At 43.4% G+C, this 24,596-nt stretch carries 29 protein-coding genes and 1 pseudogene; 25 read left to right on the top strand and 5 right to left on the bottom strand.

Annotated elements, in window-relative coordinates; translation table 11 throughout:
* Window positions 1–313: 313 nt before the first annotated feature.
* Window positions 314–772, top strand: a complete 459-nt coding sequence (locus tag LH47_RS00010; RefSeq protein WP_043963526.1) for a DUF420 domain-containing protein — start codon at window positions 314–316, stop codon at window positions 770–772.
* Window positions 773–796: 24 nt separating this feature from the next.
* Here LH47_RS00010 and ytvI read toward each other — a convergent pair whose 3' ends face one another.
* Complete coding sequence (gene ytvI / locus LH47_RS00015; protein ID WP_200890832.1) at window positions 797–1,915, bottom strand: sporulation integral membrane protein YtvI; 1,119 nt, start codon at window positions 1,913–1,915, stop codon at window positions 797–799.
* Between ytvI and LH47_RS00020 the strand changes: the two genes are divergently transcribed.
* Entirely contained in the window at window positions 1,902–2,162 is a 261-nt protein-coding gene (locus tag LH47_RS00020; protein WP_043963531.1) for an Asp23/Gls24 family envelope stress response protein, read from the top strand. The genes ytvI and LH47_RS00020 overlap by 14 nt on opposite strands.
* Window positions 2,163–2,168: 6 nt before the next feature.
* Here the strand turns inward: LH47_RS00020 and LH47_RS00025 are convergent, their stop codons facing one another.
* A complete protein-coding gene (locus LH47_RS00025) occupies window positions 2,169–2,528 on the bottom strand; it encodes a YugN family protein (protein ID WP_043963533.1) in 360 nt (119 codons plus the stop codon).
* A 131-nt stretch (window positions 2,529–2,659) separates the two neighbouring features.
* Here LH47_RS00025 and LH47_RS00030 point away from each other — a divergent pair, with 131 nt between their 5' ends.
* From LH47_RS00030 to LH47_RS00060, 7 genes are all read left to right on the top strand, one after another.
* A complete protein-coding gene (locus LH47_RS00030) occupies window positions 2,660–3,076 on the top strand; it encodes a CBS domain-containing protein (RefSeq protein WP_043963534.1) in 417 nt (138 codons plus the stop codon).
* 101 nt (window positions 3,077–3,177) lie between these two features.
* Window positions 3,178–4,188, top strand: a complete 1,011-nt coding sequence (locus LH47_RS00035; protein ID WP_043963536.1) for a CAP domain-containing protein — start codon at window positions 3,178–3,180, stop codon at window positions 4,186–4,188.
* A 64-nt stretch (window positions 4,189–4,252) separates the two neighbouring features.
* Window positions 4,253–4,582 carry a YlbD family protein gene (locus tag LH47_RS00040; RefSeq protein WP_021096017.1) on the top strand — a complete coding sequence of 110 codons (330 nt, stop codon included), beginning with the start codon at window positions 4,253–4,255 and terminating at the stop codon, window positions 4,580–4,582.
* Between the two features lie 11 nt (window positions 4,583–4,593).
* Window positions 4,594–4,836: a YlbE-like family protein gene (locus LH47_RS00045; protein WP_042533787.1), complete on the top strand. Its 243-nt coding sequence runs from the start codon at window positions 4,594–4,596 to the stop codon at window positions 4,834–4,836.
* Window positions 4,837–4,868: 32 nt separating this feature from the next.
* Window positions 4,869–5,237, top strand: coding sequence for a hypothetical protein (locus tag LH47_RS00050; protein ID WP_235341001.1), 369 nt, complete (start codon window positions 4,869–4,871; stop codon window positions 5,235–5,237).
* 71 nt (window positions 5,238–5,308) lie between these two features.
* Window positions 5,309–5,758, top strand: a complete 450-nt coding sequence (locus LH47_RS00055) for a YlbF family regulator (RefSeq protein WP_043963543.1) — start codon at window positions 5,309–5,311, stop codon at window positions 5,756–5,758.
* A 19-nt stretch (window positions 5,759–5,777) separates the two neighbouring features.
* On the top strand, window positions 5,778–6,044 hold the full coding sequence (locus LH47_RS00060; RefSeq protein ID WP_043963545.1) for a YlbG family protein: 267 nt from the start codon (window positions 5,778–5,780) through the stop codon (window positions 6,042–6,044).
* A 34-nt stretch (window positions 6,045–6,078) separates the two neighbouring features.
* Here the strand turns inward: LH47_RS00060 and LH47_RS00065 are convergent, their stop codons facing one another.
* Window positions 6,079–6,468, bottom strand: coding sequence for a DUF7147 family protein (locus LH47_RS00065; RefSeq protein WP_004891245.1), 390 nt, complete (start codon window positions 6,466–6,468; stop codon window positions 6,079–6,081).
* Between the two features lie 143 nt (window positions 6,469–6,611).
* Here LH47_RS00065 and LH47_RS00070 point away from each other — a divergent pair, with 143 nt between their 5' ends.
* From LH47_RS00070 to coaD, 3 genes are all read left to right on the top strand, one after another.
* Window positions 6,612–7,940 (top strand): hypothetical protein, encoded by a 1,329-nt coding sequence (locus tag LH47_RS00070; protein ID WP_043963550.1) that lies wholly within the window; start codon window positions 6,612–6,614, stop codon window positions 7,938–7,940.
* A 267-nt stretch (window positions 7,941–8,207) separates the two neighbouring features.
* Window positions 8,208–8,774 carry a 16S rRNA (guanine(966)-N(2))-methyltransferase RsmD gene (gene rsmD, locus LH47_RS00075; RefSeq protein WP_039938185.1) on the top strand — a complete coding sequence of 189 codons (567 nt, stop codon included), beginning with the start codon at window positions 8,208–8,210 and terminating at the stop codon, window positions 8,772–8,774.
* Between the two features lie 2 nt (window positions 8,775–8,776).
* Entirely contained in the window at window positions 8,777–9,274 is a 498-nt protein-coding gene (coaD, locus tag LH47_RS00080; protein ID WP_043963552.1) for a pantetheine-phosphate adenylyltransferase, read from the top strand.
* Here coaD and ylbJ read toward each other — a convergent pair.
* The gene (gene ylbJ, locus LH47_RS00085) at window positions 9,271–10,476 is read right to left on the bottom strand and encodes a sporulation integral membrane protein YlbJ (protein ID WP_043963554.1); all 1,206 of its coding nucleotides are present in this window, start codon (window positions 10,474–10,476) and stop codon (window positions 9,271–9,273) included. The two genes, coaD and ylbJ, sit on opposite strands and share 4 nt — an antisense overlap.
* Before the next feature lie 100 nt (window positions 10,477–10,576).
* Here ylbJ and LH47_RS00090 point away from each other — a divergent pair, with 100 nt between their 5' ends.
* A complete protein-coding gene (locus LH47_RS00090; protein ID WP_043963556.1) occupies window positions 10,577–11,353 on the top strand; it encodes a patatin-like phospholipase family protein in 777 nt (258 codons plus the stop codon).
* Window positions 11,350–12,363 (top strand): SepM family pheromone-processing serine protease, encoded by a 1,014-nt coding sequence (locus LH47_RS00095; protein WP_043963558.1) that lies wholly within the window; start codon window positions 11,350–11,352, stop codon window positions 12,361–12,363. Before LH47_RS00090 ends, LH47_RS00095 begins: the two co-directional genes overlap by 4 nt.
* On the opposite strand, the gene LH47_RS00100 is transcribed toward LH47_RS00095, so the two are convergent.
* Window positions 12,355–13,560, bottom strand: a complete 1,206-nt coding sequence (locus LH47_RS00100) for a nucleotidyltransferase (protein ID WP_043963560.1) — start codon at window positions 13,558–13,560, stop codon at window positions 12,355–12,357. The two genes, LH47_RS00095 and LH47_RS00100, sit on opposite strands and share 9 nt — an antisense overlap.
* A 141-nt stretch (window positions 13,561–13,701) precedes the next feature.
* Between LH47_RS00100 and LH47_RS00105 the strand changes: the two genes are divergently transcribed.
* From LH47_RS00105 to LH47_RS00155, 11 genes and pseudogenes are all read left to right on the top strand, one after another.
* A complete protein-coding gene (locus tag LH47_RS00105) occupies window positions 13,702–14,217 on the top strand; it encodes a YceD family protein (RefSeq protein ID WP_021094861.1) in 516 nt (171 codons plus the stop codon).
* A gap of 63 nt (window positions 14,218–14,280) precedes the next feature.
* Window positions 14,281–14,454 (top strand): 50S ribosomal protein L32, encoded by a 174-nt coding sequence (rpmF, locus tag LH47_RS00110; protein ID WP_003395111.1) that lies wholly within the window; start codon window positions 14,281–14,283, stop codon window positions 14,452–14,454.
* Window positions 14,455–14,556: 102 nt separating this feature from the next.
* Complete coding sequence (locus tag LH47_RS00115) at window positions 14,557–15,309, top strand: enoyl-CoA hydratase/isomerase family protein (protein ID WP_043963567.1); 753 nt, start codon at window positions 14,557–14,559, stop codon at window positions 15,307–15,309.
* A gap of 60 nt (window positions 15,310–15,369) precedes the next feature.
* A complete protein-coding gene (locus tag LH47_RS00120) occupies window positions 15,370–15,816 on the top strand; it encodes an RsfA family transcriptional regulator (protein ID WP_043963569.1) in 447 nt (148 codons plus the stop codon).
* Window positions 15,817–15,883: 67 nt separating this feature from the next.
* Window positions 15,884–16,777: a 2-dehydropantoate 2-reductase gene (locus LH47_RS00125; protein WP_043963571.1), complete on the top strand. Its 894-nt coding sequence runs from the start codon at window positions 15,884–15,886 to the stop codon at window positions 16,775–16,777.
* Window positions 16,774–17,169, top strand: a complete 396-nt coding sequence (locus LH47_RS00130) for a DUF3397 domain-containing protein (protein WP_043963573.1) — start codon at window positions 16,774–16,776, stop codon at window positions 17,167–17,169. The genes LH47_RS00125 and LH47_RS00130 overlap by 4 nt, the downstream gene beginning before the upstream one ends.
* 19 nt (window positions 17,170–17,188) lie before the next feature.
* Window positions 17,189–18,799 carry a bacillithiol biosynthesis cysteine-adding enzyme BshC gene (gene bshC / locus LH47_RS00135; protein WP_043963574.1) on the top strand — a complete coding sequence of 537 codons (1,611 nt, stop codon included), beginning with the start codon at window positions 17,189–17,191 and terminating at the stop codon, window positions 18,797–18,799.
* Window positions 18,800–19,109: 310 nt separating this feature from the next.
* Window positions 19,110–20,042 (top strand): 16S rRNA (cytosine(1402)-N(4))-methyltransferase RsmH, encoded by a 933-nt coding sequence (gene rsmH / locus LH47_RS00140; RefSeq protein ID WP_043963576.1) that lies wholly within the window; start codon window positions 19,110–19,112, stop codon window positions 20,040–20,042.
* A gap of 17 nt (window positions 20,043–20,059) precedes the next feature.
* On the top strand, window positions 20,060–20,416 hold the full coding sequence (gene ftsL, locus LH47_RS00145) for a cell division protein FtsL (RefSeq protein WP_043963579.1): 357 nt from the start codon (window positions 20,060–20,062) through the stop codon (window positions 20,414–20,416).
* 6 nt (window positions 20,417–20,422) lie between these two features.
* Window positions 20,423–22,596: pseudogene (locus tag LH47_RS00150) on the top strand (penicillin-binding protein).
* Between the two features lie 64 nt (window positions 22,597–22,660).
* Window positions 22,661–24,577: a stage V sporulation protein D gene (locus LH47_RS00155; RefSeq protein WP_043963581.1), complete on the top strand. Its 1,917-nt coding sequence runs from the start codon at window positions 22,661–22,663 to the stop codon at window positions 24,575–24,577.
* The last annotated feature ends 19 nt before the right edge of the window (window positions 24,578–24,596 follow it).

Consider the following 24,596-nt stretch of genomic DNA (forward strand, 5'->3'; position numbering starts at 1 on the left):
CCAAAAGGGCCGCCAACAAGACAGCGAACACCTTTTGAAGAGTTCTGACTAATTGTTCCTCCAGCTCTTTTAATAAAGGCCATTCTGTGGTAAAATGTTTCATGGACTCTCTCCCTCCTGTTTTATTGATGTTGGTCATCACCATCATAGCAGGGAGAGAGTCCTTTTTGCATGACATTTGCTTTTTTCTACCGCGCTTCGCTTGGTGGCCCCGACGAGCGTCGCGAACAAAAGTTCGCAACCCTCGTCGGGGAATCATTCCTGAATGTCACCCACAAATATTTTACTCACACAATAAAGAGAGGGAGAAACGATGGTACCGATTTTACCTACAATTAGTACAAGCTTTATCGTCATTAGTGCCATTCTCGTTGCGATTGGCTGGTATTTTATTCGTCAAAAACAAATCGAGAAGCATGAAAAGACGATGTGGCTTGCTGCTGCTTTTGCGCTCGCGTTTTTCATCATTTACTTGTCGCGCACGATTTTTATCGGCAATACAAGCTTCGGTGGCCCGGATGATATAAAAATATACTATACGATCTTTTTGTTTTTCCACATTTTTTTAGCAACGGCTGGGGCTGTTTTCGGCATTGTCACGTTGCTGTCTGCTGTGAAAAAAAATTGGTTGCGCCATAAAAAAATTGGTCCGATCACGAGTATCATATGGTTTTTTACCGCAACAACAGGAGTTGCTGTTTATTTATTGTTATATGTATTTTATCGTGGCGGGGAAACGACTTCAGTTATTAAAGCGATTTTAGGATTTTAAAAAGAGGGTGAACATTCACCCTCTTTATAGTTTAAAGTGAAATTTAATAATCCCTGCTTCTTTCGCTGATTTGATCGCAATGAGTAAGAGCGGGAATAAAATGAGACCGAGTCCGCCCATCATTTTCACGCCTAAGTACATCGAAATGAGCGTCGCTAACGGGGATAAGCCGATATGCGCGCCCATCACTTTCGGCTCAATCGTTCGGCGTAAAATTAACAAAATGACACCGAGAATCGATAGTTTTGTCGCTAATACCGTATCGCCTGTGACAAAATGGAAAATGGCCCAAGGTGCCATCACGATAATTGATCCGATAATTGGAATAAAATCGATCACCCAAATAATAAATGCGGTAAATAACGCCACTTTCGGTGTAATGAGCAACAGTCCGACGAGAGATACGGCAAAAATAATTAAACTAACGAGAAATTGCGCTTTCCAAAAGCCAAACACGACATACGATAGACGCGACATCATAAAATGTACTTTTTCTCTCGTTTCTTCTGTTAAATGCGAAAAAATCGCTTCGCGTATTTTCGGTAAATCGTGCATAAATAAAAATAAAGTAATTAAATAAACGAGAAAGTTAATTAAAAACTTTGGAACGTTTGCGACAAGTGCGCTTACTTTATTAAAGCTTAATGAAGCGGTTAGTTGCGTCTTTAATTTTGTTAAAAACAAATCAACTTGATGGCTTAATTCCGCCACAACAAACGGCGGCAATTTTTCTGTCTGCTTGTACCAGCGAGCGACAAGCTCATTCCATCCTGCAATCATTTCATTCAAATATAGCGGCGAGTTTCTAAAAAAGTGAAACGCTTCCGTCACAATTTTTGTAATAATAAAATAACCGCTTAAACACATAAATAGCGTAAATAAACTAAACACAAGAAGGGTAGCGGACTGTCGTTTAAACCCAAGCCGCTGCTGTGCTACTTTCACTGCTGGCTCTAAAAAAATAGCAGTAATCAATGCAAATAAAATTGGAACGGCAATGGGAGCGACCCAGTATGTCAATAAGACGATCGCGAGTAAAATAACAATCATATATATCGATCGCTTTGGAATTTTCTCGAACAACGAAACGACACCTGCTTTCATTTCATAAATCGTATGGAGGATGTATATGCATAAACCCATTATAACGATTGTTGCGATGAGTGTACAACCGTTTGATGATGTCATATTAGAAGGTGTGAAAGTGTATGAGCAACAAAAGCGACTGACGATTCATGTGACAGTTTCGTTCAAAATGAAGCAAAATATGCTCGCTTTCTGCGAACATATTCAAAAACAAGTTATTGACGACATATACGAAATGACAGGAAAAGAAGTTTTTGCTGTGCATCTATACGTTCGTCGGCTCGTCGACGGAAAAAACGCATGAGCACGCTCATGCGTTTATGTTCGCCAGACCTTCTTTTACTTTCGCTAAAATTGCTTCACATTGGCTTACTAATGACGAAGGGAAGTTTTCTCCCTCACCATATTCTACACCATGTGGATAATAATGTTTGCCAAGCAGCGGTTTCATTAACTTAATGACTGCATGGCGACCGCCAACATCCCCTTCAATCGCATAGCCTTGCACGCGTAAATAAAACACATCATTTTTAATCTCGAATTTGCGGTCATATGTGACACGGTCGTAATCCCATTGACCTGCACGCACAAAGCCGAGGCTTTCCATGAGTTCGTCTAAACGTGTTAATGGCGCTGTTTGATTTTCAATACCTGTATTTTCAAAGCGCATCGTTCATATCCCCCTTATGTAAAATAAAACATTCCTCCATTAATAATAGTACGAAAGCGCATAACTTTCAATGACGAGCTTCATAATTGTTCCGATTTTGGTGAAACTAATGTGCGAAAGGGGAGATGAATATGTCAAAAGTAAAAGAGATGATGACGACAGAAGTCGAATGTTGCACGCCGCTTGATAATATGTACGAAGCAGCGGTCAAAATGCGCGATTATAACGTCGGTGCCATTCCAGTTACAGATGGAACTCGGCTCATTGGTATTGTGACGGACCGCGATTTAGTCGTGCGCGGCATTGCCGAGAAAAAGCCCGGTTCAACAGCTGTCACAGAAGTGATGAGTGAACAGCTTGTCACGATTTCACCGGACGCTTCTGTCACCGAGGCGGCTCGTTTAATGGCGAAACATCAAATTCGCCGCTTACCTGTTGTCGAAGGGGATACGCTTGTCGGAATGATGTCGCTTGGCGATTTAGCGATCCATGAAGCAAGCGACGAACAAGCTGGCGAAGCATTAACAGAAATATCACAATATCATTAATAAAACAAGGCTATGTTTTCGCATAGCCTTATTTTTTAGTGTTGCGACGTAGGTAAGCTGTATATAATGGAAGTATATACAAGATTGAGGGAGAATGATGCATGCGTTGGATAGTGGCTCTTATATTTATTTTTATGATCATTTTTTATTTCTCACCAACAAATGAACAAGCCCCGTCAAACGATACGTCGATCATGAGTGAACAAGCGAACGAAAAAATCGTTTCAGAAGGGCTCGGTACATGGATTGGAAAAACAGAAGAAGAAGTGAAACGAACGTTCGGACAACCTGCTCGTATCGATCCGTCCGCTTACGGTTACGTCTGGTGGGTGTATAACGACCCGAAAACGTATATGCAAGTTGGTATACTTGATGGACGAGTCGTCACCATTTATGCGTGCGGACCTGAAACAAACGTCGCTCCATTTCAATTAAATCGCTCGATTAATGACTTATTGCAAACGATGCCGCTTCAAGATAACATTCATGTACAGCTTGACGATGGAGTGTACCGCTTCCAACTAACTGAAGAAGACTTAATGATTCAACCGCTTCTTTCTTTTGGCGATGCATATGTACAGTTATATATTGACCGGTTTACCGGCAACTTATCAAGCGTGCGATGGATCGATGGGGAGACGTTAGTGAAGCTTCGCCCGTACGAATTGGAGTATCGTGGACCACTGCCGGAAGTAACACTTGATGAAACGATGGAAAAACAAGTGGAGCAAGCGAATGCGAATCAAATTTTTGATATAACGAACGTGATGCGCGCACGTCATGGTGTTCCTCCATTGACATGGGATGAGCGCGTGGCGAAAGTGGCATATGAACATAGTAAAGATATGGTGGAAAACAAATTTTTTGCGCACGAATCGCCAACAACCGGCGATTTACAACAACGGCTCATAAAAGCAAACATTCCATTTGAAGTCGCTGGAGAAAATATTGCAGCAGAATATATTGATGCACCTGCTGTTGTCGAAGCGTGGTTAAATAGCCGAAGCCATCGCCAAACGTTGTTAAATGAAGAATTGACGCATTTAGGAGTAGGCGTATATAAGCGGCATTATACACAAAACTTTATTCGTCCTTTTTCCCAGCCAAAATAGGCGCACCTATTGGCCATTCGGTCGTAATATATGGTAGGCAAAAAGCTAGAAAGGAGCGACCGATATGTCCATTGAACAATTTAAACAGTTTGTGAAAAAACATCCGAAACTCATTGAAGAGGTGCGTCAAGGAAAAAAAACGTGGAAAGAGCTATATAACGATTGGTACGTATTTGGCGAGGATGATGATATGTGGGATGAGTATCGGTCCACAGCGGAGAAAGATGAACAAGGAGCTCTCGTCCAAAAGTTAGCCAGTTATTTAAAACATCTTGACGTCAACGAACTTCAAACGTACATTACAAACGTTCAACAAGCGATCGCGTCCATTCAAGAAGTCGTCCGTCAAATGCAACATACAAAAAAAGACCCGTTTTCGTTTCGAAAAGATTAAGGAGATCACGGATGAGAAAAGATGTGTACGAATATATTGCCGCAAAGCCAAAGCTTCATCAATTTTTGCGTGAACAGCCGTCATGGTATCGACGTCTAGCGAGACGACCGATGGATATAAAAGAAATGGAAAAAGAGGCGCGCCAATATTATAAACAGACGTTGCCGCATAAAGTCGAACAAGTTGTCCAAACGATTGAAATGGCAAAAATGATGATGGCGATGATGAAACTGATGAAGGACACTCATAATTAAACGAGAAACGCAAACACTATCACTACGAAAGGATGGTGAACGTGTTGCGCTTCTTTTTTTTATGTATGGCGCTATTGTTTTCCACGTATATGAACGATTATGATACCGCTTTTGCTGAACAAAAGCAAACGTTATTTGTCAAACATCATGTCAAAGGAAATAACGTATTTGTTGAATGTATCGTTGATCAATTTATGTTTACGAAAGGAACACGTCCGAAACAAAACGGACAAGGACGGATTCACATTTATGTGAATGGAAAAAGGGTGAGCGAAACGACAACGGCCGCTTTCGTTATTCGCGGTTTGCCTGTCGGGAAACATACGATCCGATTAGAGCTTGTGCATAACGATGCAAGTAAGTATCACGTTTCGCACGAATTTACGGTAACGATTCCATAAGTCTGGGGAGACCAGACTTATTTGTTTTGTTGAGAAAATCGTGTTATGATACGGTTGTGGAGGTGTTGCTCGTGCTTGTAGCAACGATCGAACGATTGCAGTTGTTAGATGTTGCTGAACAACTTGGCAAAATGATTGTCGAATCAGACGTGGCGGAGGAATATCGCCGCTGTTTTTATCATATGCAGCAAGATGAGAGAGCGCAGCAGCTCATTCATCGTTTCGTTCAGTTAAAAGAACGATACGAAGACGTGCAGCGCTTTGGAAAATATCATCCAGACTACAAAGAAGTGACAAAACAAGTGCGCGAGGCAAAGCGTGAATTAGATTTATACGGTCCGATTGCCGCGTTTAAACGAGCGGAAAAAGAGATGCAATCGCTTTTAGATGAAATTAGCACGATGATCGGTCGGGCGGTATCTGAAAACATTAAAGTGCCGACTGGAAATCCGTATTTCGATTCTTTATCTTGCGGTGGAGGATGCGGATCTGGCGGAGCGTGCGGCTGTCGGACGAAATGAAAAAAGGGGGGATGGGCGCATGTTTCCAATGCGTCAAGGCATTATCGTTTGGCTTTATTCGTTAAAACATAGCAAACAATTACGAAAATACGGAAACGTTCATTACGTATCGAAACGATTAAAATATGCTGTTTTATATTGCAATATGGAAGAAGCAGAAGACGTAATGAAAAAACTCGCTTCTTTACCGTTTGTGAAGCGAGTGGAGCCGTCTTACCGCCCGTATGTTAAAGTCGAATTCGAATCGAAAGCAGATAAAGAAAAAGAATATGAATACGGAATATAAAAGGATGTCCACGAGTGACATCCTTTCGCTTTTTTTATTGCAGAGGCGGAATGAACCGATTCATGCGCATAATGCCGATTAAATGTTGATAGTACAATTGTAAGTCAGCAAAAAAATTCGATGGTTTTACATCTAAATGAATAATTTCTTGATTCAATTCTTTCGCTAAATCGAGGAACAACTCGTATCGCTTCGTCACTTTCACAGACGGATGCGGAATGCCTTCGCGACAAATGTATAACGGTTGAAAATCACCTGGATCGGTCGGGTGAAGCACAACGACGAACGATGTGAGCGCTTTCCCGTCTTTCATCGTATGAAAGGCGAACAAACCAGATAAGCGGTGACGGTTTGATTTCGCGATTTCGATGAGTTCATAAATATCAGAATATCCTTCTCCTAGTTCAATAAAACGTTGAATCATCTGTTCATTCCCTCACTTTATATGTATTCCATCATTACTTTATCACGTTCAACTTTTTTCGACAATTAGTGAAAACGGTGTATGACAACGGAATGAAATTTTGTTATTGTTATAATATAAACTGCTAATGAAGGAGCCATTGTATGTGGAGAATAGCTTTCATTTCAACGCTCCTTTTCCTTGGAGTTAGCGCAGGAGCTTTATATTACCAATGGGATGAATATCATACGGAAGCGACAAAGCAATCGGTGCTCCAGCATGACGTTGAAGCAACGTTTACCGGAAAAACGATTGAAGTCGTTCATCATATACGCGGGGCTGTCACGAACACATACGAAGTAACGGTCCCAAAAGAAGTGAAAGATGTTTCGTGTGTAAAACAAAAACAATGCGCGAAGCAAAAAAATGGAAAGACGATCGTCCATGTGCCAAATACACATACGCTTTCCCTCACTTATCGTGTGACGGTTGCACAAAAAGATCCGATTTTCATAAAAGAATGGCTCATTCGTTTTCATACGAAACAACCGCAACAAATGAATATATCGCTCACCGATGTCGTTCATCCGAAAGGCATGTGGGCGGCGGACGGAAAGCTCGTTGGCTACGTATATAAACCGTCTCTTTCGTTTTTTATGTGGGAGAAAGAAGGGGGACAAACCGTTCCCCTTTATTTTCAAACGAAGTCGTTGCGCACATCGTTTGATGAAAATGTTAGCATCTATACGACAAAGCCATTAAACGATGCCGAGCGATCATTTTGGAGGCAAAGCGGCGTGCAGACGCTTGTCGTCAACCCGTTTCGTCTTCAGTACATGACGCCGACGTTCGTCATTATACCGGATACGTCTTCTTTTTCCGACGTGCAGCGCGCTTACGTTCGCGTGCAGTTAGAAGAGCGGTTTCCAAATAGCGCTGTCCCCGATTGGATATGGGATTTGCTCGTTTCATATATGACGAAAACTGAGCCGGTCACAAAACAGGCAAAACGTGCATTGCAACAATTGAAACAAACGTTAACGAAAGAAGAACAACAAACGTTTTGGACGCTCGTTCAAACGAGCGATGGTCAATCGTTGACGATGAAAAAGTTAGATGAATGGCTAGGAAAGGCGTATGGCGGGAATACGACATTTTTCCAAAATGAGGAGCCGTACATGACATTTACGGAACGAAAAATGCTCGTCGTCAATGACGTAAAATTGCCGACAACTCATGTGTTATTAAAAGATGGCCAACAGCTGTTTCCGTTTGTTCCGATTATGCGTACGCTTGGCTATACGGTGAACCGATCAGGAGAAGCGGTATTTATTGAAAAAGATGGGGCACGTTGGCGCTTTTTTATAAACGATACGAAGACGGTCATTCAACAGTGGGACGGAACGTTATACATTGAGCGAACCGAATTTCCAAAATGGTTTTCCGTCTACATTAGTGAAACGAGCGAAGAAATACACGTCATTGGGCAATAATTATAAAAAAATGCCCTGTGGCATATGCCGCAGGGATCCTTCCATATCTTTTTCGGACAAGCCGAAAAAGAGAAGGAAAAAAGGGAGAGGAGAAACCGGAGGAAGAACTTATGGGGAACGTAAGTCTTCTCCGTGGTTGGCAACAACATCATCAACGATGTTGTTACTATGAGTATAACCATTGTTTTGCATTGTATACATGATTATCATATTTTTTCCGTCTATCGTTTCGGAATGTCCTGATTCATAAAAGCGAGGTGAAATATGATGCGAGTCATATCAGGGAAATGTAAAGGCAAACCGCTTCAAGCTGTTCCGGGGATGACGACGCGTCCGACGACAGATAAAGTAAAAGAAGCGATCTTTAATATGATTGGTCCGTATTTTTCAGGAGGGCTTGGGCTCGATTTATTTGGCGGAAGCGGTGGACTCGGTATTGAAGCGCTCAGCCGCGGTTTAGATCGCGTCATTTTCGTTGACCATGACGCAAAAGCCGTTCAAACGATAAAAAAGAACGTCACCGCTTGTCGCCTGACAGATCAAGCGGAAATTTATCGCAACGATGCTGAACGGGCATTAAAAGCAATCATAAAACGAGGCTTGACGTTTCGCCTCATTTTTCTTGATCCACCTTATAAAAATAAGCAGCTTGAAGCGCTCATTGGGATTATCGATAGTCATCAACTATTACAAAAAGACGGCTTTGTTGTCGCTGAGCATGGAGCGGAAGGGCAACTCGCCAAACAAATTGGACGCTTAACGCAAGTAAAACATGAAACGTATGGCATCACCGCTGTATCGATTTACGCCTATGTCGATGAGGAAGGGGAATAAATATGGCAAGCATCGCAGTATGTCCAGGGAGTTTTGACCCTGTTACGTATGGGCATTTAGATATTATTCGCCGCGGGGCAAAAGTGTTTGACAAAGTATATGTTGTCGTATTAAACAATTCATCGAAAAAACCATTATTTTCAACAGAAGAGCGAGTGCAATTGCTAGAAGAAGTGACGAAAGATTTACATAACGTCGTAGTCGACTCTCATCAAGGGCTGCTTGTCGACTATGCGAAAAGTAAGCAGGCGAGCGCGATTTTGCGCGGGTTGCGCGCCGTCTCCGATTTTGAATACGAAATGCAAATTACATCGATGAACCGCATATTAAACGAACAAATCGAAACGTTTTTTATGATGACGAACAACCAATACTCTTTTTTAAGTTCAAGCATCGTAAAAGAAGTAGCGAAATATAACGGCAACATTTCCGAACTCGTGCCAAAAGTTGTGGAAGAAGCGCTTCGGAAAAAGTTTTCTGATGTAAAAAACCACCTTTAAGCAGGTGGTTTTTCACGTCGAAAAGCGATGGCGACATATAACAAACAGGCTGTTGCGGTGATCATAAAGCCGTATTGTTCGATCCAATGTATGTATAATACAGGCCAATCGGTTGTCGCTTTCGGAAGCGATACCGGTAACGTTTCTACCGATTCAAGTGGCTGAACGTATAGCGGTTTCCAAAGAATTGAAGCGAAAAAAGCAGCAAATAGCCCATGAAATATGCGAGCGATGAAAAACGGTTGAAAGCGAATATTCGCTTCCGCTAAAATGCTCGCCACTTGTGCTTGTACCGAAAAACCGCCAAAAGCGAGGATAAAGCTTGTAATAATCACTTTTTGCAACAATGTCGCATTTGTTGCTTCGCTCGCCATTTGGCTGCCAAGCGTAATTTCAAACACCCCTGCGATGAGGGGAACACTTAATTCACGCGGCAAATGAAAAATGGCTAGCACGTATTGCACAACATGTGCAAGCATGTCGGTCATATTTGTCACATAAAGCAATCGATTGAAAACAGAAAATAAAATAATAAACCCGCCGATCATAAAAAGCGTTTGAATGGAGGAGCGGACGGCATCTCCGAGCAGCTTTCCGATCGCTTGGTTATTTTTTAAGCGCGTTTTATGCATCGCGCGGAACGCTTGACGGAAAATGCCTTTTTTTTGTTTTTGAACAACATATTCTTCCTCCTTTCCGTGAAAGCGCATGATCAATCCGACGCAAATGTTGCCAAGATAATGAGATAAGGCAAGAACGATACCGATGTTCGGATTATGAAAAAAACCGACCGAAATAGCGCCAAAAATAAAGAGCGGATTAGACGAGTTTGTAAACGAAACGAGCCGTTCTGCTTCAATGGCGGAAAGTTGTTGTTGCTGTCTTAAGCGCGCGGTCAGCTTGGCGCCGGCAGGGTAGCCGGAAGCCATCCCCATCGCCCAAACGAACCCGCCGATGCCCGGCACTTTAAAAAGCGGACGCATGAATGGTTCAAGCAATACACCGAGAAAATGAACGACACCAAATCCGATTAAAATTTCTGATACAATAAAAAAAGGGAGAAGGGAAGGGAAGACGACATCCCACCACATATGCAATCCGCGCACTGCTGCTTCAAACGACTGTTGTGGATAGCGGAGCAATGCGATACATAGACAAACAATTATAGACGATAGCATCAACGTTTTCCATTTTTCTTTCATCGTTCGTTGGCCTCCTCATTCGCCGATCGTGCTCGTTTTAATATACGAGTATATGTGGACATTTTAGACCATAGTATTGAACAGGGAAGGGGGAACATGAATGAAAATCGGGTTAGCATTAGGCTCGGGTGGGGCGCGCGGCTTTGCACATGCGGGCGTCATTAAAGTGTTAGAGGAAGAAAATATCCCGATTCATATGATCGCAGGAAGCAGCATGGGCGCCCTCGTCGGAGCGTTATATGCATCGGGGATGTCAACGGAACGATTATATCGGTTAGCGACGGCGTTTCGACGCAACGATTATATTGATTGGACAGTGCCGAAAATGGGGTTGATTTCAGGGGCACATATTAAGCAGTTCATCGCTGTCATTACAAAACAAATGCGCATCGAACATACTCGTATTCCGTTAGCGATTGTCGCAACGGATTTACAAAAAGGGGAAAAAGTTGTGTTTCGCGAAGGAAAAATAGCAGATGCGGTACGGGCAAGCATTTCGATTCCCGGCATTTTTGTACCAGAGCGATGGAACGGGCGATTGCTTGTCGATGGCGGGGTGATCGATCGCGTACCGGCAACCGTTGTTCGTGAGATGGGGGCTGACGTTGTCATCGCTGTCGATGTCGCTTCTGTCAAAAAGAACGATACGATTTCATCGATTTTCGATGTCATTTTACAAAGTTTAGACATTATTCAAGCTGAGCTCGCTTCTCACCGTATCGCCCAAGCGGATATCGTCATTCGCCCGCAACTAGAACGTTATAGTTCGTATGCATTTACCCATGCAAAAGAAATGATTCAAATCGGTGAAGAAGCGGCGCGGAAACAGCTTCCAGCTATCCGTCAACTGCTTGCAGAGAAGGGGTTTGAACAATGAAGAAAAAACGCTATATTGCAACGACAATCATGATCGCACTATTATTCGCTTTTGCTACGTTTTTTCATTTGCCGTATTACGTCACAATGCCCGGAACGGCTGAACCGTTGCGTCCGCTCGTTGAAGTCGAAGGTGGCTACGAAGAAAAAGGAAAATTTATGTTAACGACCGTTCGAATGGGGTATGCGAATCTTTTTTCATTTGCGCTTGCGCATATGAGTAAATATAACGAACTATATCGTATAGATGAAGTGCGTCAAGAAGGGGAAAACGACGAAGAATATGCGCACCGTCAATTAAAAATGATGGAAAATTCAAAAGAAACGGCGATTGCTGTCGCATATAAAAAAGCAAATCGATCGTTTTCGTATCGAAATAAAGGGGTGTATGTGCTTTACGTCGTTGAAGGCATGCCAGCGGCAAACGTGTTGAAAAGCGGCGATCAAATCGTTGCGATTGACGGGCAACGAATGTTAGATGCAGATGCGTTTATTCAATACGTAAGCGGAAAGAAAAAAGGGGATCGCGTTCGTGTCACATATAAGCGAGCGGGGAAAGAAAAAACAGCGACATTGACGCTCGCGCCGTTTCCGAAAGAAAAAAATCGCGTCGGTCTCGGTGTTTCTGTCATGACTGATCGCGAAATTGTGACCGATCCACCTGTTCGCATTGAATCGGATGAAATTGGTGGACCGTCAGCTGGTTTGATGTTTGCGCTCGAAGTGTACAACCAACTCATTCCTGTGGATTTGACAAAAGGATATCGCATTGCTGGGACAGGAACGATTAACATCGACGGAGAAGTCGGACCGATCGGCGGCATTTCTCAAAAGGTGATCGCGGCCCATAAAGCAGGCGCGGACATTTTTTTCGCTCCGAACGAACGCGGAGCGAAACATTCAAATTATAAAGAAGCGGTGAAAACGGCAAAAGACATCGGAACGAAGATGAAAATTGTTCCTGTCGATACGTTCGATGATGCCGTTCAATTTTTGCGAAAGTTATCGTAACGGAGGTGTTGCGTATTCACGTTGCAACGCTTCCGTTCGAAGCGGCTCAGGCAATATACACATATATGCTTGCGCCGCTTTTTTTTCGATATGATATACAGCATCATTTTGTATATGTTTTACGTTTGTGACGATCGGCAATGTTGTTTGTTTTTTCACTTTTCGTACATACGCTCTTCCGATTTCATTCATCGCTAGTAGACGAATGTACGTCGCACGCTTATTTTTTAGCGCTTTTGCCATTTCTTTTTTCGTGACGTTCGTCAATATGTGCGTACATATGCGTTGCAACCGCGTCCACGTATATCGTTTCGTTTTGATCGCGGAAAGAAAATCGTGAAACGACGTGGCGTGTGCCACCGCTTTTTTCAGCCGATGTTCAATTCCTTCTTCGACTTCAGCGATGTAACGAATGTCATCTGGCTCCATCGTCAATAAACGATATTTGAGAAGCGGAAAATATGTTTCCCAATCGTGCCATGTCGTATATGTATGCCGATACGTTTGTAACGTGTCGTATGTCGTTTTAGGAACGTAGCGTACGACGTCGTCATGATTGGACTGTAAAAAACGTCGAATGCTTGTGGCGCTCGCAATGCTTTCATTCACAGGGAGCGTCTTATCGTGATAATGGGCTACCGTTCGTTGAATCGTCTCCGGTGTCATTTTGCTTTGTTGTTCGATAATTGCTTTGACGTAATGCAGCCCTAAAATGTTGTTTGGTTGCGATATATCAAGTATATCGTGACCGATATCATTCAGCGCTAACGCGTATGCTTTCGCATAGCTCATCCCTTGTTTCATATAATGTTTCACTTTTTCGTCATGTTGCTCTTTTTCATTTGTCAGCAATTGAGCGATTTCGATAAACGCATCGATGTTTCCGTGTTCGCTTCCGAAACATAATTGTTCACAAAAAAGAGCATCGAGAATCGAAATGGCGCCATGGGCGAACGATTCGGCCGTTTGTACCGCAAACGGATAAGGAAGTTCGACGACGAGATCGACACCGCCTGCAAGCGCCATGCGAGCCCGTTCCCATTTTGGCACGATGGCAGGTTCCCCTCGTTGCGTAAACGAGCTGCTCATGACGGCGATGATGCAATCCGCCTTCGTTTTTTTTCGCGTTTGTTGCACATGATATAAATGCCCGTTATGAAACGGATTGTATTCTACCACGATGCCGACCGCTTTCATTTGTCGTCCACCTTTCTTTTTTGTTTAAAACGTGATACAGTGAGTATAAATCGATTATAATGGAAGTAGTGTAAAGAAAAAATATTGACAAAATGGGTGTTCAAACGTATAATTTTCTTTGTTGTCTTGAGGTGATTATCATTGAGATGGTCTATTCATCAACTTCATCAGTTGCAGCATAAAGGGCTGACGATTGACGAAATGGCCGATGTGTCCGAGCTGAAACAAGTGGATGCTTCCATTCGCGACATTTCTCCGGTTCATATTTCTGGACGGGCAGATATAAGCGCGAAAAAATTTACGTTCCACTTAACGATCGAGGGAACGATGAAGCTTCCTTGCTCCCGTACGCTTGTGGACGTATCGTATCCATTCGCGATCGAAAGCACAGAAACGTTTTTTCTAAATGACTATGACGCAACGGATGAAGAGTCGCACATTGTTCAAGGAGAAGCGATCGACTTAATGCCGATCATTAAAGAACTTATCCTTCTTGAAATTCCAATGCAAGTGTTTAGCGAGCAGCCGGATCATCCCGATGCCGTTCCGCAATCAGGAAAAGATTGGGCGGTCATTTCGGAAGAAGAACATGAAAATAAAATCGATCCGCGCCTTGCGAAGCTAGCGAAGTTTTTCGAAAACAAACACGAATCTTAAGGGAAGATCCGGAACTACACCGGCCTCCATATTCGCCTAAATCTCTTTAAGGAGGTGGAAATGATGGCAGTACCTTTTAGAAGAACATCGAAAATGAAAAAGAGACTACGTCGTACGCACTTTAAATTGCGCGTACCTGGTATGGTAGAATGCCCAAACTGCGGTGAAATGAAACTTGCTCATCGCGTATGTAAAGTTTGTGGAACATACAAAGGAAAAGACGTTGTAAACAAATAAGAGAAGCGTAAGGGTCGTTCCCTTGCGCTTTTCTTTTTAAAAGGAAAAAAAGCATAAAAAGCGAATAAACATGACGTACATACAATAAAGGGGAGAGGGAAGATGATTGAAAAACAACATGGGATCGTTTGGTTTACGATTTGTCGCCCGGCAAGGCGAAATGCGATTGATTACGCGGTGATGGACGAACTTGAACAGGCGCTTCAGCTCGTCGAATTCGATGATGAAGCGAAAGTGCTCGTCATTACTGGCGAAGGGGAAGAAGCATTTTGCGCTGGTGGCGACTTACAAGTCTTTCACCAGCTAAAAACAAAAGAGGAAGCGTACGCCATGCTTTCGAAAATGGGCAATATTTTGTATCGCTTATTGACGTTACCGAAGCCAACGGTTGCGCTCATGAACGGTACGGCGATCGGCGGAGGTTGTGAATTGGCGACAGCGTGTGATTTTCGCTTCGCCCGTGCCGGTGCCCGCCTTGGATTTGTACAAGCGAATTTAGCCATTACAACAGGCTGGGGCGGCGCAGCAATGTTATTTGAAAAAATGGAGTACGACAAAGCGCTCGATTTATTGTTACATGCGCAAACGATCACAGCCGAGGAGGCGGAGCGCATCGGTTTCGTTCATCGCGTTTTCCATGACTCGTTGCGCGAACGATGTGAAAAACAATTACGTTGTTATACGAATAAATCGACTGCGGTATTGCGCGCTTATAAAGAAGCAGCGGTCGGACGTTGGAAAACAGAGGAGTTTCGCCAACGCTTTTTCGCTGAAATTGAACGATGTGCGTATTTGTGGGAAAGCGAAGAGCACGATCGAGCGGTGCAATCATTTTTAGCAAAACGAAACAAATAATCTTCTATCTTCTCTATTAGCTGCATACGCATATAGTAAATGCAGCGAGGAGGGATAGAAATGATGCGTCAAGATGCGTGGACAGAAGAAGAAGATATGTTGCTTGCAGAAACGGTGCTAGCTTTTGTACGCGAAGGAAGCACACAATTACGAGCGTTTGAAGAAGTAGGGAAAAAACTATCGCGAACGGCAGCAGCTTGCGGATTTCGTTGGAACGCATACGTGCGCAAGCGATATGAAGAGGAACTAGAGTTGGCAAAACAGCAGCGGAAAAAGAAAAAAGGACCGCAAACGACCGAACGCGATATGACGTTACAAGATGTCATTTCTTTTTTACAAACGTTGCAACAGCGTGGAGAAGGGCAACAAGAAATTGAACGATTGCGAGAGCAAGTACGGACGCTCCAAAAAGAAAAAGAGGCGCTTGAAAAACAACTGCAAGCGGTACAACAAGAATATCAAGCCATTATGCACATTTTAGAACGCGCACGCCAATTGTCTGTGTAGTAGCTGATAGACGACAGCTACTTTTTTTTATACAATAAAACATAGTAAGAAAAGAGGAGGATGTGCGGTGCGCATCGGAATTGTAGGGGGCGGAGCAATTGGATTGTTGACGGCGGCTTATTTTTGTGGCGACCATGACGTCACGATTTATACACGCCGAGATGAGCAAGCGGAAAAGCTATGCACAAATGGACTGACGGTCATATGCGGAAACGAACGGACGACGCATCGCGTACATGCCGAACCGTTTGTTCGTGAAATCGAAGAAGAGATGTTGTTTATCGCCGTGAAACAATACGATTTGGCAAACATATTGCAAACGCGCATACATATGCTTCAAGCAAACGCGATCATGTTTTTACAAAACGGCATGGGACATGTGTCGTATTTGCCGCATGTGCCGCATCATCATATTGCGCTCGCTGTCGTCGAACATGGTGCCTTAAAAATCGATGATACGACCGTTTCTCATACCGGTGTCGGTCAAACGAAATGGAGCGTATGGCGAGGGGAAAAAGAAGCGTTTTCGTTTTTATCATCGACAAACAGTCGCTTTCCGTTTCAATATGTCGACGATTGGGAAGCGATGCTGCTTGAAAAATTAATGGTAAACGTAGCGATTAATCCGCTCACCGCTTTATTGCGCGTCCCGAACGGCATGTTAGTGACACATGAGCCGTATCGACAAGCGATGAAGCAGTTGTTTCAAGAAGTGGCGTCCGTTTTTCAACTCGAACAACGAGAAAGCATCTGGAAACATATTGAGACGATCTGTCATCAAACGGCCGCCAATCGTTCATCGATGTTGCGTGACATCGAGTCGGGGCGAAAGACGGAATTAGATGCGATTTTACGTTATGTGATCGAGCGGGCGAACGAGCGATGCGTCCCAGCGCCAATTAGTACATTTTTATATGCGCTTGTGAAAGGGAAACAATTAGAGGGGGAGAAGGAGAGATGAAAGATATACTCGTCTCTTTCATTGCGATCATGATTGTCATGCCGTTTTTTTCGTTTTTTTTTATGTTTGTGCTCGCAAAAACGGTTTTTAAGCGGAAAGGAAAGCGTGCGTTTCATCTCGCGGTGAACGGCTCGACCATTTTTTTTATTTTCGCCGTTCACGTCTTATTGCAAGCCATTTTTCAACGATCGTATATCGTTGAATTGCTTATTTTTTTTATTGTTACATTTATGATTGGGATCGTTTTATATTGGAAAAAAACAGGTGATGTATCGTTACAACGAACGTTTAAATTGTACTGGAAAATGCAATTTTTATTATTTACAACCGCTTATATTGGATTGTTCATATATGGGATTATTCATCGTGTCATGATCGCAATTTTATCATGAATGGGAAAGGAAGTTTACAATGGAAATCATCGAGCTGTCATTGCCAGCAACAAACCGTTTAGCAACGGAATATATTGAAGGGAAGTTTCCTGTAAACGAGGCGTTTCACCCTTGTTCGTTTGAACAACGTTTGCGTGAACTGCAAAAACGAACGTATGCCCGCGAAGCGCTTGCGGATCATTTATTAACGTATCATCAAAAGTTTCAAGCAAGTCGTGAAACGATCGCAAACATTGAAAAACTACGTCAGCGAGAAAGCGTTGTTGTCATCGGCGGACAACAAGCAGGACTTTTAACCGGACCGCTATATACGATATATAAAATCATTTCGATTATCGTATTAGCAAAGCAACAAGAGAAACAGCTTGGCGTTCCTGTCGTGCCGATATTTTGGATGGCTTCTGAAGACCATGATATTTCAGAAATCAATTATGTACATATCGCTGAACATGGAAAAGTAAAAAAATATGTGTATCCGCCATTAGCGAAAGAAAAGCGAATGGCTGCTCATATTGACATCGATGCGGATGCGTTGAAGCATTGGGTTGACGAGGTGTTAAAAACGTATGGCGAAACGGACGTGACAAACGAGTTGCGCGCATACATACATGAATGTATCATGCAATCCGATACGGTGACGGACTTTTTTGCGGCTATCATTTTAACGTTGTTTGCGAAAGAAGGCATCGTCGTCGTTGATGCCGCTCATCCGCAGCTTCGGGCGATCGAGCGCGAATGGTTTATGACGCTTGCTTATGAACATAAAGCGATTACAAACGCCCTTCAAACCCAACAACGCCATCTTGCACAGCTAGGCTATGCACGAGCCATTGATTTGTCGCCATTGTGCGCTCATTTGTTTTATGATGACGGTCAACGGCGGTTATTATATTACGACGATGACAAGCAACTTTTTTACACGAAAGATGGGGCATATCGTTTTACGCCAGATGAATTAAGACAACGAATCGAAAGCGAACCGCAATCATTTAGTAACAACGTCGTCACACGACCGCTTATGCAAGAGTGGCTATTTCCGACGCTTGCTTTTATTGCTGGTCCGGGCGAAATGGCTTATTGGGCAGAGTTAAAACGCGTGTTTGAGCATTTTCATTGGCATATGCCGCCCGTTGTGCCGCGCCTTTCTTTCACGCTTGTTGAGCGCCATATTGCTGCTGATTTAGCGGATGTGCGCATGACGGTAGAAGAGGTGTTGACAAAAGGGACGAAGCAGGCAGTAGACACATGGTTGCGCACAAATCAACCTGCACAATTTGATGAAACGTTTGATGAAGCGAAAAAACAAATGGCGCACATTCATGAACAACTGCGTCAACTCGGCATGCAAATTGATCCTCATTTGGAGGGAGTGATGTTGAAAAATGCCGAACGAATCGAAACACAAATCGATTATCTTCAACAATTGATTACAAGACGCATGTTGCAAAAACATGATGTGCACGTGCGCAAATATGAGCGCATTGAACTGTCGCTTCGCCCGAACAATATGCCACAAGAGCGTGTCTGGAACATCATTTACTATATGAATCGCTATGGATTAGATTTTGTTTCCCGCCTTCTTCATGTCGATTATCGTTGGAACGGGATGCATAAAATTGTATATATTTAACTGTTTTCGTCGATAAAAAAATCCTGTCGCGTACAGGATTTTTTTTATGTACAATAGAATAGTTCGGAAGTAAGTAGTGAATTTAGTGAAATGATGGTACAATACAATTGCACTCATTTTTTAACAGATAAGAAAGTATAAAATTTCAGATTTAGGGAGCTGTCTAGCTCCAAGCGCCATCGGCTCGAGTCGCTCCGCCCCACACTGTGGCGGCGACAGCCTCCTCGGTGGGGCTTGTGCGCTCTTCGCCGATAGGCGGGCGCTTTGCGCTTTTCTTATAAAGCAAGTGGAATCGAGGGAGGTGACATCGTTGTTTCATCATGTAACGGTATTATTAAAAGAAACGGTTGACGGATTAAATATTAAAAAAGACGGTACATATGTAGATTGTACGCTCGGCGGAGCTGGACATAGCGAATATTTATTATCGCAATTATCGCCAGAAGGAAGATTGTTTGCTTTCGATCAAGACGATGTGGCGATTCGTCATGCACAGCAAAAACTTGAACGATATAGCGGTCAGTTTACGATTATTAAAAGTAACTTTCGCTATATGAAACAACAGCTAGCCCTTTACGGTGTGTATGAAGTAGACGGCATTTTGTTTGATCTTGGCGTATCATCTCCGCAGTTAGATATGCCTGAGCGGGGGTTTAGTTATCAACATGAGGCACCGCTCGATATGCGCATGGATCGCGAACAAACGTTAACGGCGTATGATGTCGTGAACACATGGCCGTATGAAAAGCTGGTAAAAATTTTCTTTCAATATGGCGAAGAAAAATTTTCAAAAGCAATCGCCCGTAAAATTGAGCAAACGCGCAAGCAAAAGCCGATTGAAACGACGACCGAGCTCGCCGAAATCATTAAAGAAGCCATTCCGGCACCGGCGCGTCGAACAGGAGGGCACCCAGCAAAACGGGTGTTTCAAGCGATTCGCATTGCGGTCAACGACGAGTTGCGCGCGTTTGAAGAAGCGATTGAACAAGCGATTGACCTATTAAAACCTGGCGGACGAATGAGCGTCATTACGTTCCATTCGCTTGAAGACCGCATTTGTAAGCTTGCGTTTAAACAAGCAAGTGAAACGCCGCACTTGCCGCCGGGATTGCCGATCATTCCTGATGAATACAAGCCAAAATTAAAAATCATTACAAAAAAACCGATCGTCCCGTCAGAAGAAGAATTGCAACATAATCACCGCGCACGATCTGCGAAGTTACGCATCGCTGAAAAACTGTAAAAAGGGGAGAACATAGTATGGCTGCTGTTCGTATACAACAAAAAGTACAACAACGCGAACAACACGTCCAACGCGCGCCGAAGAAAAAGAAAAAACAAAATATACGTTGGACATTCGGGGAAAAAATGGTGTTTGTTTCGTTTCTCGCATTTTCGCTATATAGTAGCATAACGATTGTTTCCAATCAGTTTACAATTTACAATATCAATAAAGAAGTGCAACAATTACAAGCAGACATTCAAGAGCAACAAAAACAAAATCGCGATTTATACGCACAAGTGCAAGAGTTAAGCACATATGAGCGCATTTTAGCGAAAGCGAGAGAACTTGGTTTAACATTAAACGAAAATAACGTAAAAGTTGTGCAGGACTGATGCCAAATGAGAAAGCATAAACATACACATAGAGGAGCAGCTATATGTTTCGCTTTTTTTAGCTTGCTCTTTTTTATATTGTTTGGGCGTTTCGTTTATTTACAAGCAACAGGGAAAGCGGATGGAAGAGTGCTAGCGATTGAGGCGCAAGAACGTTATTTAAAAAAACAAGTGCTTGAAGCGAAGCGAGGGACGATTTTTGATCGGTACGGTGAAGTCATCGCAGAAGACATTCCTTCTTACACGGTCGTTGCCATTCTCGATCCGAACATGCCGCAACACGTGACTGATCCGGAAGAAACAGCCCGTAAACTCGCACCGCTATTAAAGATGGATGTAGCGGATGTAGAGCGCATTTTGAAAAAAAAGGCGCATCAAGTCGAGTTCGGCCCGAACGGTCGCGGCATTAGCCATACGCTTAAGCAAAAAATTGAGGCGTTACAGCTTCCAGGCATTACGTTTGTACGCGATTCAAAACGATTTTATCCGAACGGTACGTTTGCATCATACGTTGTCGGCTATGCTCAAAAAGATGAGGCGACGGGCGAGATTATCGGAAAAATGGGCATTGAAAAACAGTTTAATGAACAGTTAAAAGAAAAAGATGGAAAGGTCTATTATAAAGGCGACCAACAAGGGTTTAAACTACCTTATTCAGATGAAGACATCGTTCCACCGCAAAACGGAAAAGATATATATTTGACAATTGACAAAAAAATCCAAACGTTTTTAGAAGATGCGATGAATGCGGTTGAAAAACAATATGCTCCGAAAAAAATGATCGCCATCGTGGCAGATGCGAAAACAGGGGCGATTTTAGCGATGAGCACTCGCCCAAGCTTTAATCCGAACAAACGAAATATTGAAAACTACTTGAACGATGCGATTGCGTACCCATACGAACCGGGATCGACAATGAAAATTTTTACGCTTGCAGCCGCCGTGAATGAAGGTGTGTTTCAAGCAAACGAGACGTATCAATCCGGTTCTTATCAAGTTGGAAACCATCGGATTCGCGACCATAATAAAGTCGGTTGGGGAAAAATTACGTTTCTTGAAGGCGTGCAACGTTCGTCAAACGTTGCATTCGCAAAAATTGTGCGCGAAAAACTAGGGGAAGATCGCTTTTTACAATATTTGCATCGCTTCCATTTTAACGAGCCGACAGGCATTGAATTGCCGGGAGAAAAGGTGGGAAACATTTTATATCGCTATCCGATCGAAAAAGTGACGACAGGTTTCGGCCAAGGAACATCGGTTACACCAATTCAACAAATTCAAGCGGCTACGGCGATTGCAAACGGCGGAAAAATGATGAAACCGTACGTTGTCGATCGCATCGTTGATCCAGACAGCGGGAAAACGGTCGCAAAACATGAACCGACCGTTGTCGATACACCGATTTCAAAAGAAACAGCAGAAAAAGTATTAGACATTTTAGAAACGGTCGTTACATCTGAAAAAGGAACAGGGCGTCCGTACCAGATTGAAGGTTATCGAGTGGCAGGGAAAACAGGAACGGCGCAAATTCCAGATCCGAAAGGCGGATATTTAATAGGGCACCAAAACTATATGTTCTCGTTCTTAGGCATGGCACCGCGCGAAAATCCGCGCTTAATTATGTATGTCGCTGTGCAACAACCAAACATTTCATATACGGAAACGGGAGCGGCGCCCGTATCGATGATTTTTAATCCCGTCATGAAAAATAGTTTACAATATTTAAACATTCAACCGACTGTTGAGAAAAAGCGGGAGAAAAAAGACAAAAGCATCCCTCTTCCTTCGTATGTCGGTCAATCGGTTGAACAGGCGTCACAGTCGTTGAAAAAAAAGGGTTCAATGTAACGATCATCGGAAAAGGAACAGAAGTGCGCTCGCAAATTCCGAAAGAAGGGGAACACGTCGTTGCACCCGATCGCATTTTGTTGCAAACGGACGGACAAGCGATCATGCCAGATGTGACAGGCTGGTCGTTGCGCGATGTTATGAAGCTAGCTGATTTGTTGCAGTTAAAACCAAGCTTTATCGGAAGTGGATATGTGTTTAGACAAAATATCTCTCCGGGAGCGGTTGTAAAACAACACGACTATATCATTGTCGAGCTTGCAAAACCGTCACATATTGATGAAAAACAACAAACAGACACCGAACAACAAGTAGACGGTCCAGTCGATTAGTTCTATATAGAACGGTACAAGCATATAGTGGAACGAGCTGAAACATATAAGGAGGTTCTACGATATGCGCGCAGTGACCGTTCGCAAACGATTAACGGCCGTTTTGTTGATCGGATTTCTCATTTTTGCGATTATTGATATACGTCTCGGTTATGTCCAATTCGTTTTAGGAGATATGTTAACGGAACGAGCGAAAGATTTATGGAGCCGGAATATTCCGTTTGAGCCAGAGCGCGGAGAAATCGTCGATCGCAACGGGGTGCCTTTAGCGACAAACGTGAGCGCCCCGTCTGTGCTCGTCGTTCCAAGACAAATTGAAAACCCATCTGAAGTCGCGAATGAACTTGCACGCATATTAAATATGCCCGTCGAAAAAGCATATAAACATGTGACGAAAAAAACGTCTATTGAACGCATTCATCCAGAAGGGCGAAAAATTTCAAATGAGCAAGCAAAGCAAATTCGCGATTTAGGGATGAAAGGGGTATATATCGCGGAAGACTCGAAACGTTACTATCCGTTTGGAAGCTATTTATCGCACGTGCTCGGATTTGCAGGTATTGACAATCAAGGATTAATGGGTCTTGAACTATATTACGATAAACAACTAAGCGGTAAACCGGGGTCGGTTCAATTTTATTCCGATGCGAAAGGAAAGCGCATGCCGGGAATGGCAGATGCATACACACCGCCTGTGGACGGTCTTGACTTAAAATTGACGATTGACACGCGCGTCCAAACGATTTTAGAACGGGAACTGACGATCGCAGAAGCGACATATCGCCCAGATGGCATCATGGCGATTGCGATGAACCCGAACAACGGAGAAATTTTAGGGATGGCAAGCCGTCCGACGTTTGACCCTGCCGATTTTCAACACGTTCCTCCTGAAATTTTTAACCGTAACTTGCCGATTTGGAGTACGTATGAACCGGGATCGACGTTTAAAATTATTACGCTTGCGGCGGCATTAGAAGAAAAAAAAGTCGATTTGTTGAAAGAACATTTTTACGATCCGGGATATGTGAAAGTCGCTGGGGCGACGCTTCATTGTTGGAAGCGTGGTGGTCATGGCGACCAAACGTTTCTTGAAGTTGTGCAAAACTCGTGCAACCCCGGATTCGTTGAACTCGGTGAACGGCTTGGCAAAGAAAAACTATTTCAATATATTCGCGCATTCGGCTTTGGTGAAAAAACAGGAATCGATTTGCAAGGAGAAGGAAAAGGTATTTTGTTTCCGCTCCATCGCGTCGGACCGGTCGAACAAGCGACGACAGCTTTCGGTCAAGGGGTAGCTGTTACACCGATTCAACAAGTCGCAGCGGTCGCAGCGGCGGTAAACGGTGGCATTTTATATCAACCGTACATTGCAAAAGAATGGCTCGATCCGGTCACGGGGGAAGTCGTACGCCGTCAAACGCCGAAAGCAAAACGGAGAGTTATTTCCGAGGAAACGTCCAAGCAAATTCGCTATGCGCTTGAAAGCGTTGTGGCACAAGGAACAGGTAAGGGAGCGTTTGTCGATGGTTATCGCGTTGGCGGTAAAACAGGTACGGCACAAAAAGCGAAAGATGGTCAATATTTAAAAGATAACCATATCGTTTCATTTATCGGCTTTGCTCCAGCGGACGATCCGCAAATTGTTGTATATGTCGCTGTCGACAATCCGAAAGGAACGGTGCAATTTGGGGGTGTCGTCGCCGCTCCGATTGTTGGAAATATTATGGAAGATAGTTTGCGTGCACTCGGTGTAAAACCGCGTAAACAACAAATAGAAAAAGAGACGACGTGGCTCGATGTGCGCTATGTAGAAGTGCCGAATTTAATCGGTTTAACAAAAAAAGATTTGCAACAACAGCTTTTTCACTTAAAATTAGATGGTAGTGGCGAAGGTGATACGGTCATTGAACAGGCGCCGAAGCCTGGAGTCAAAGTGAAAGAAGGAGCGACGATCCGGGTTTATTTTGGAACGAAACGGTAAAGCCTAGAGGAAGTATCCT

Origin of the sequence: Anoxybacillus thermarum, assembly GCF_000836725.1 — a bacterium.
Classification (GTDB): Bacteria; Bacillota; Bacilli; order Bacillales; family Anoxybacillaceae; genus Anoxybacillus; species Anoxybacillus thermarum.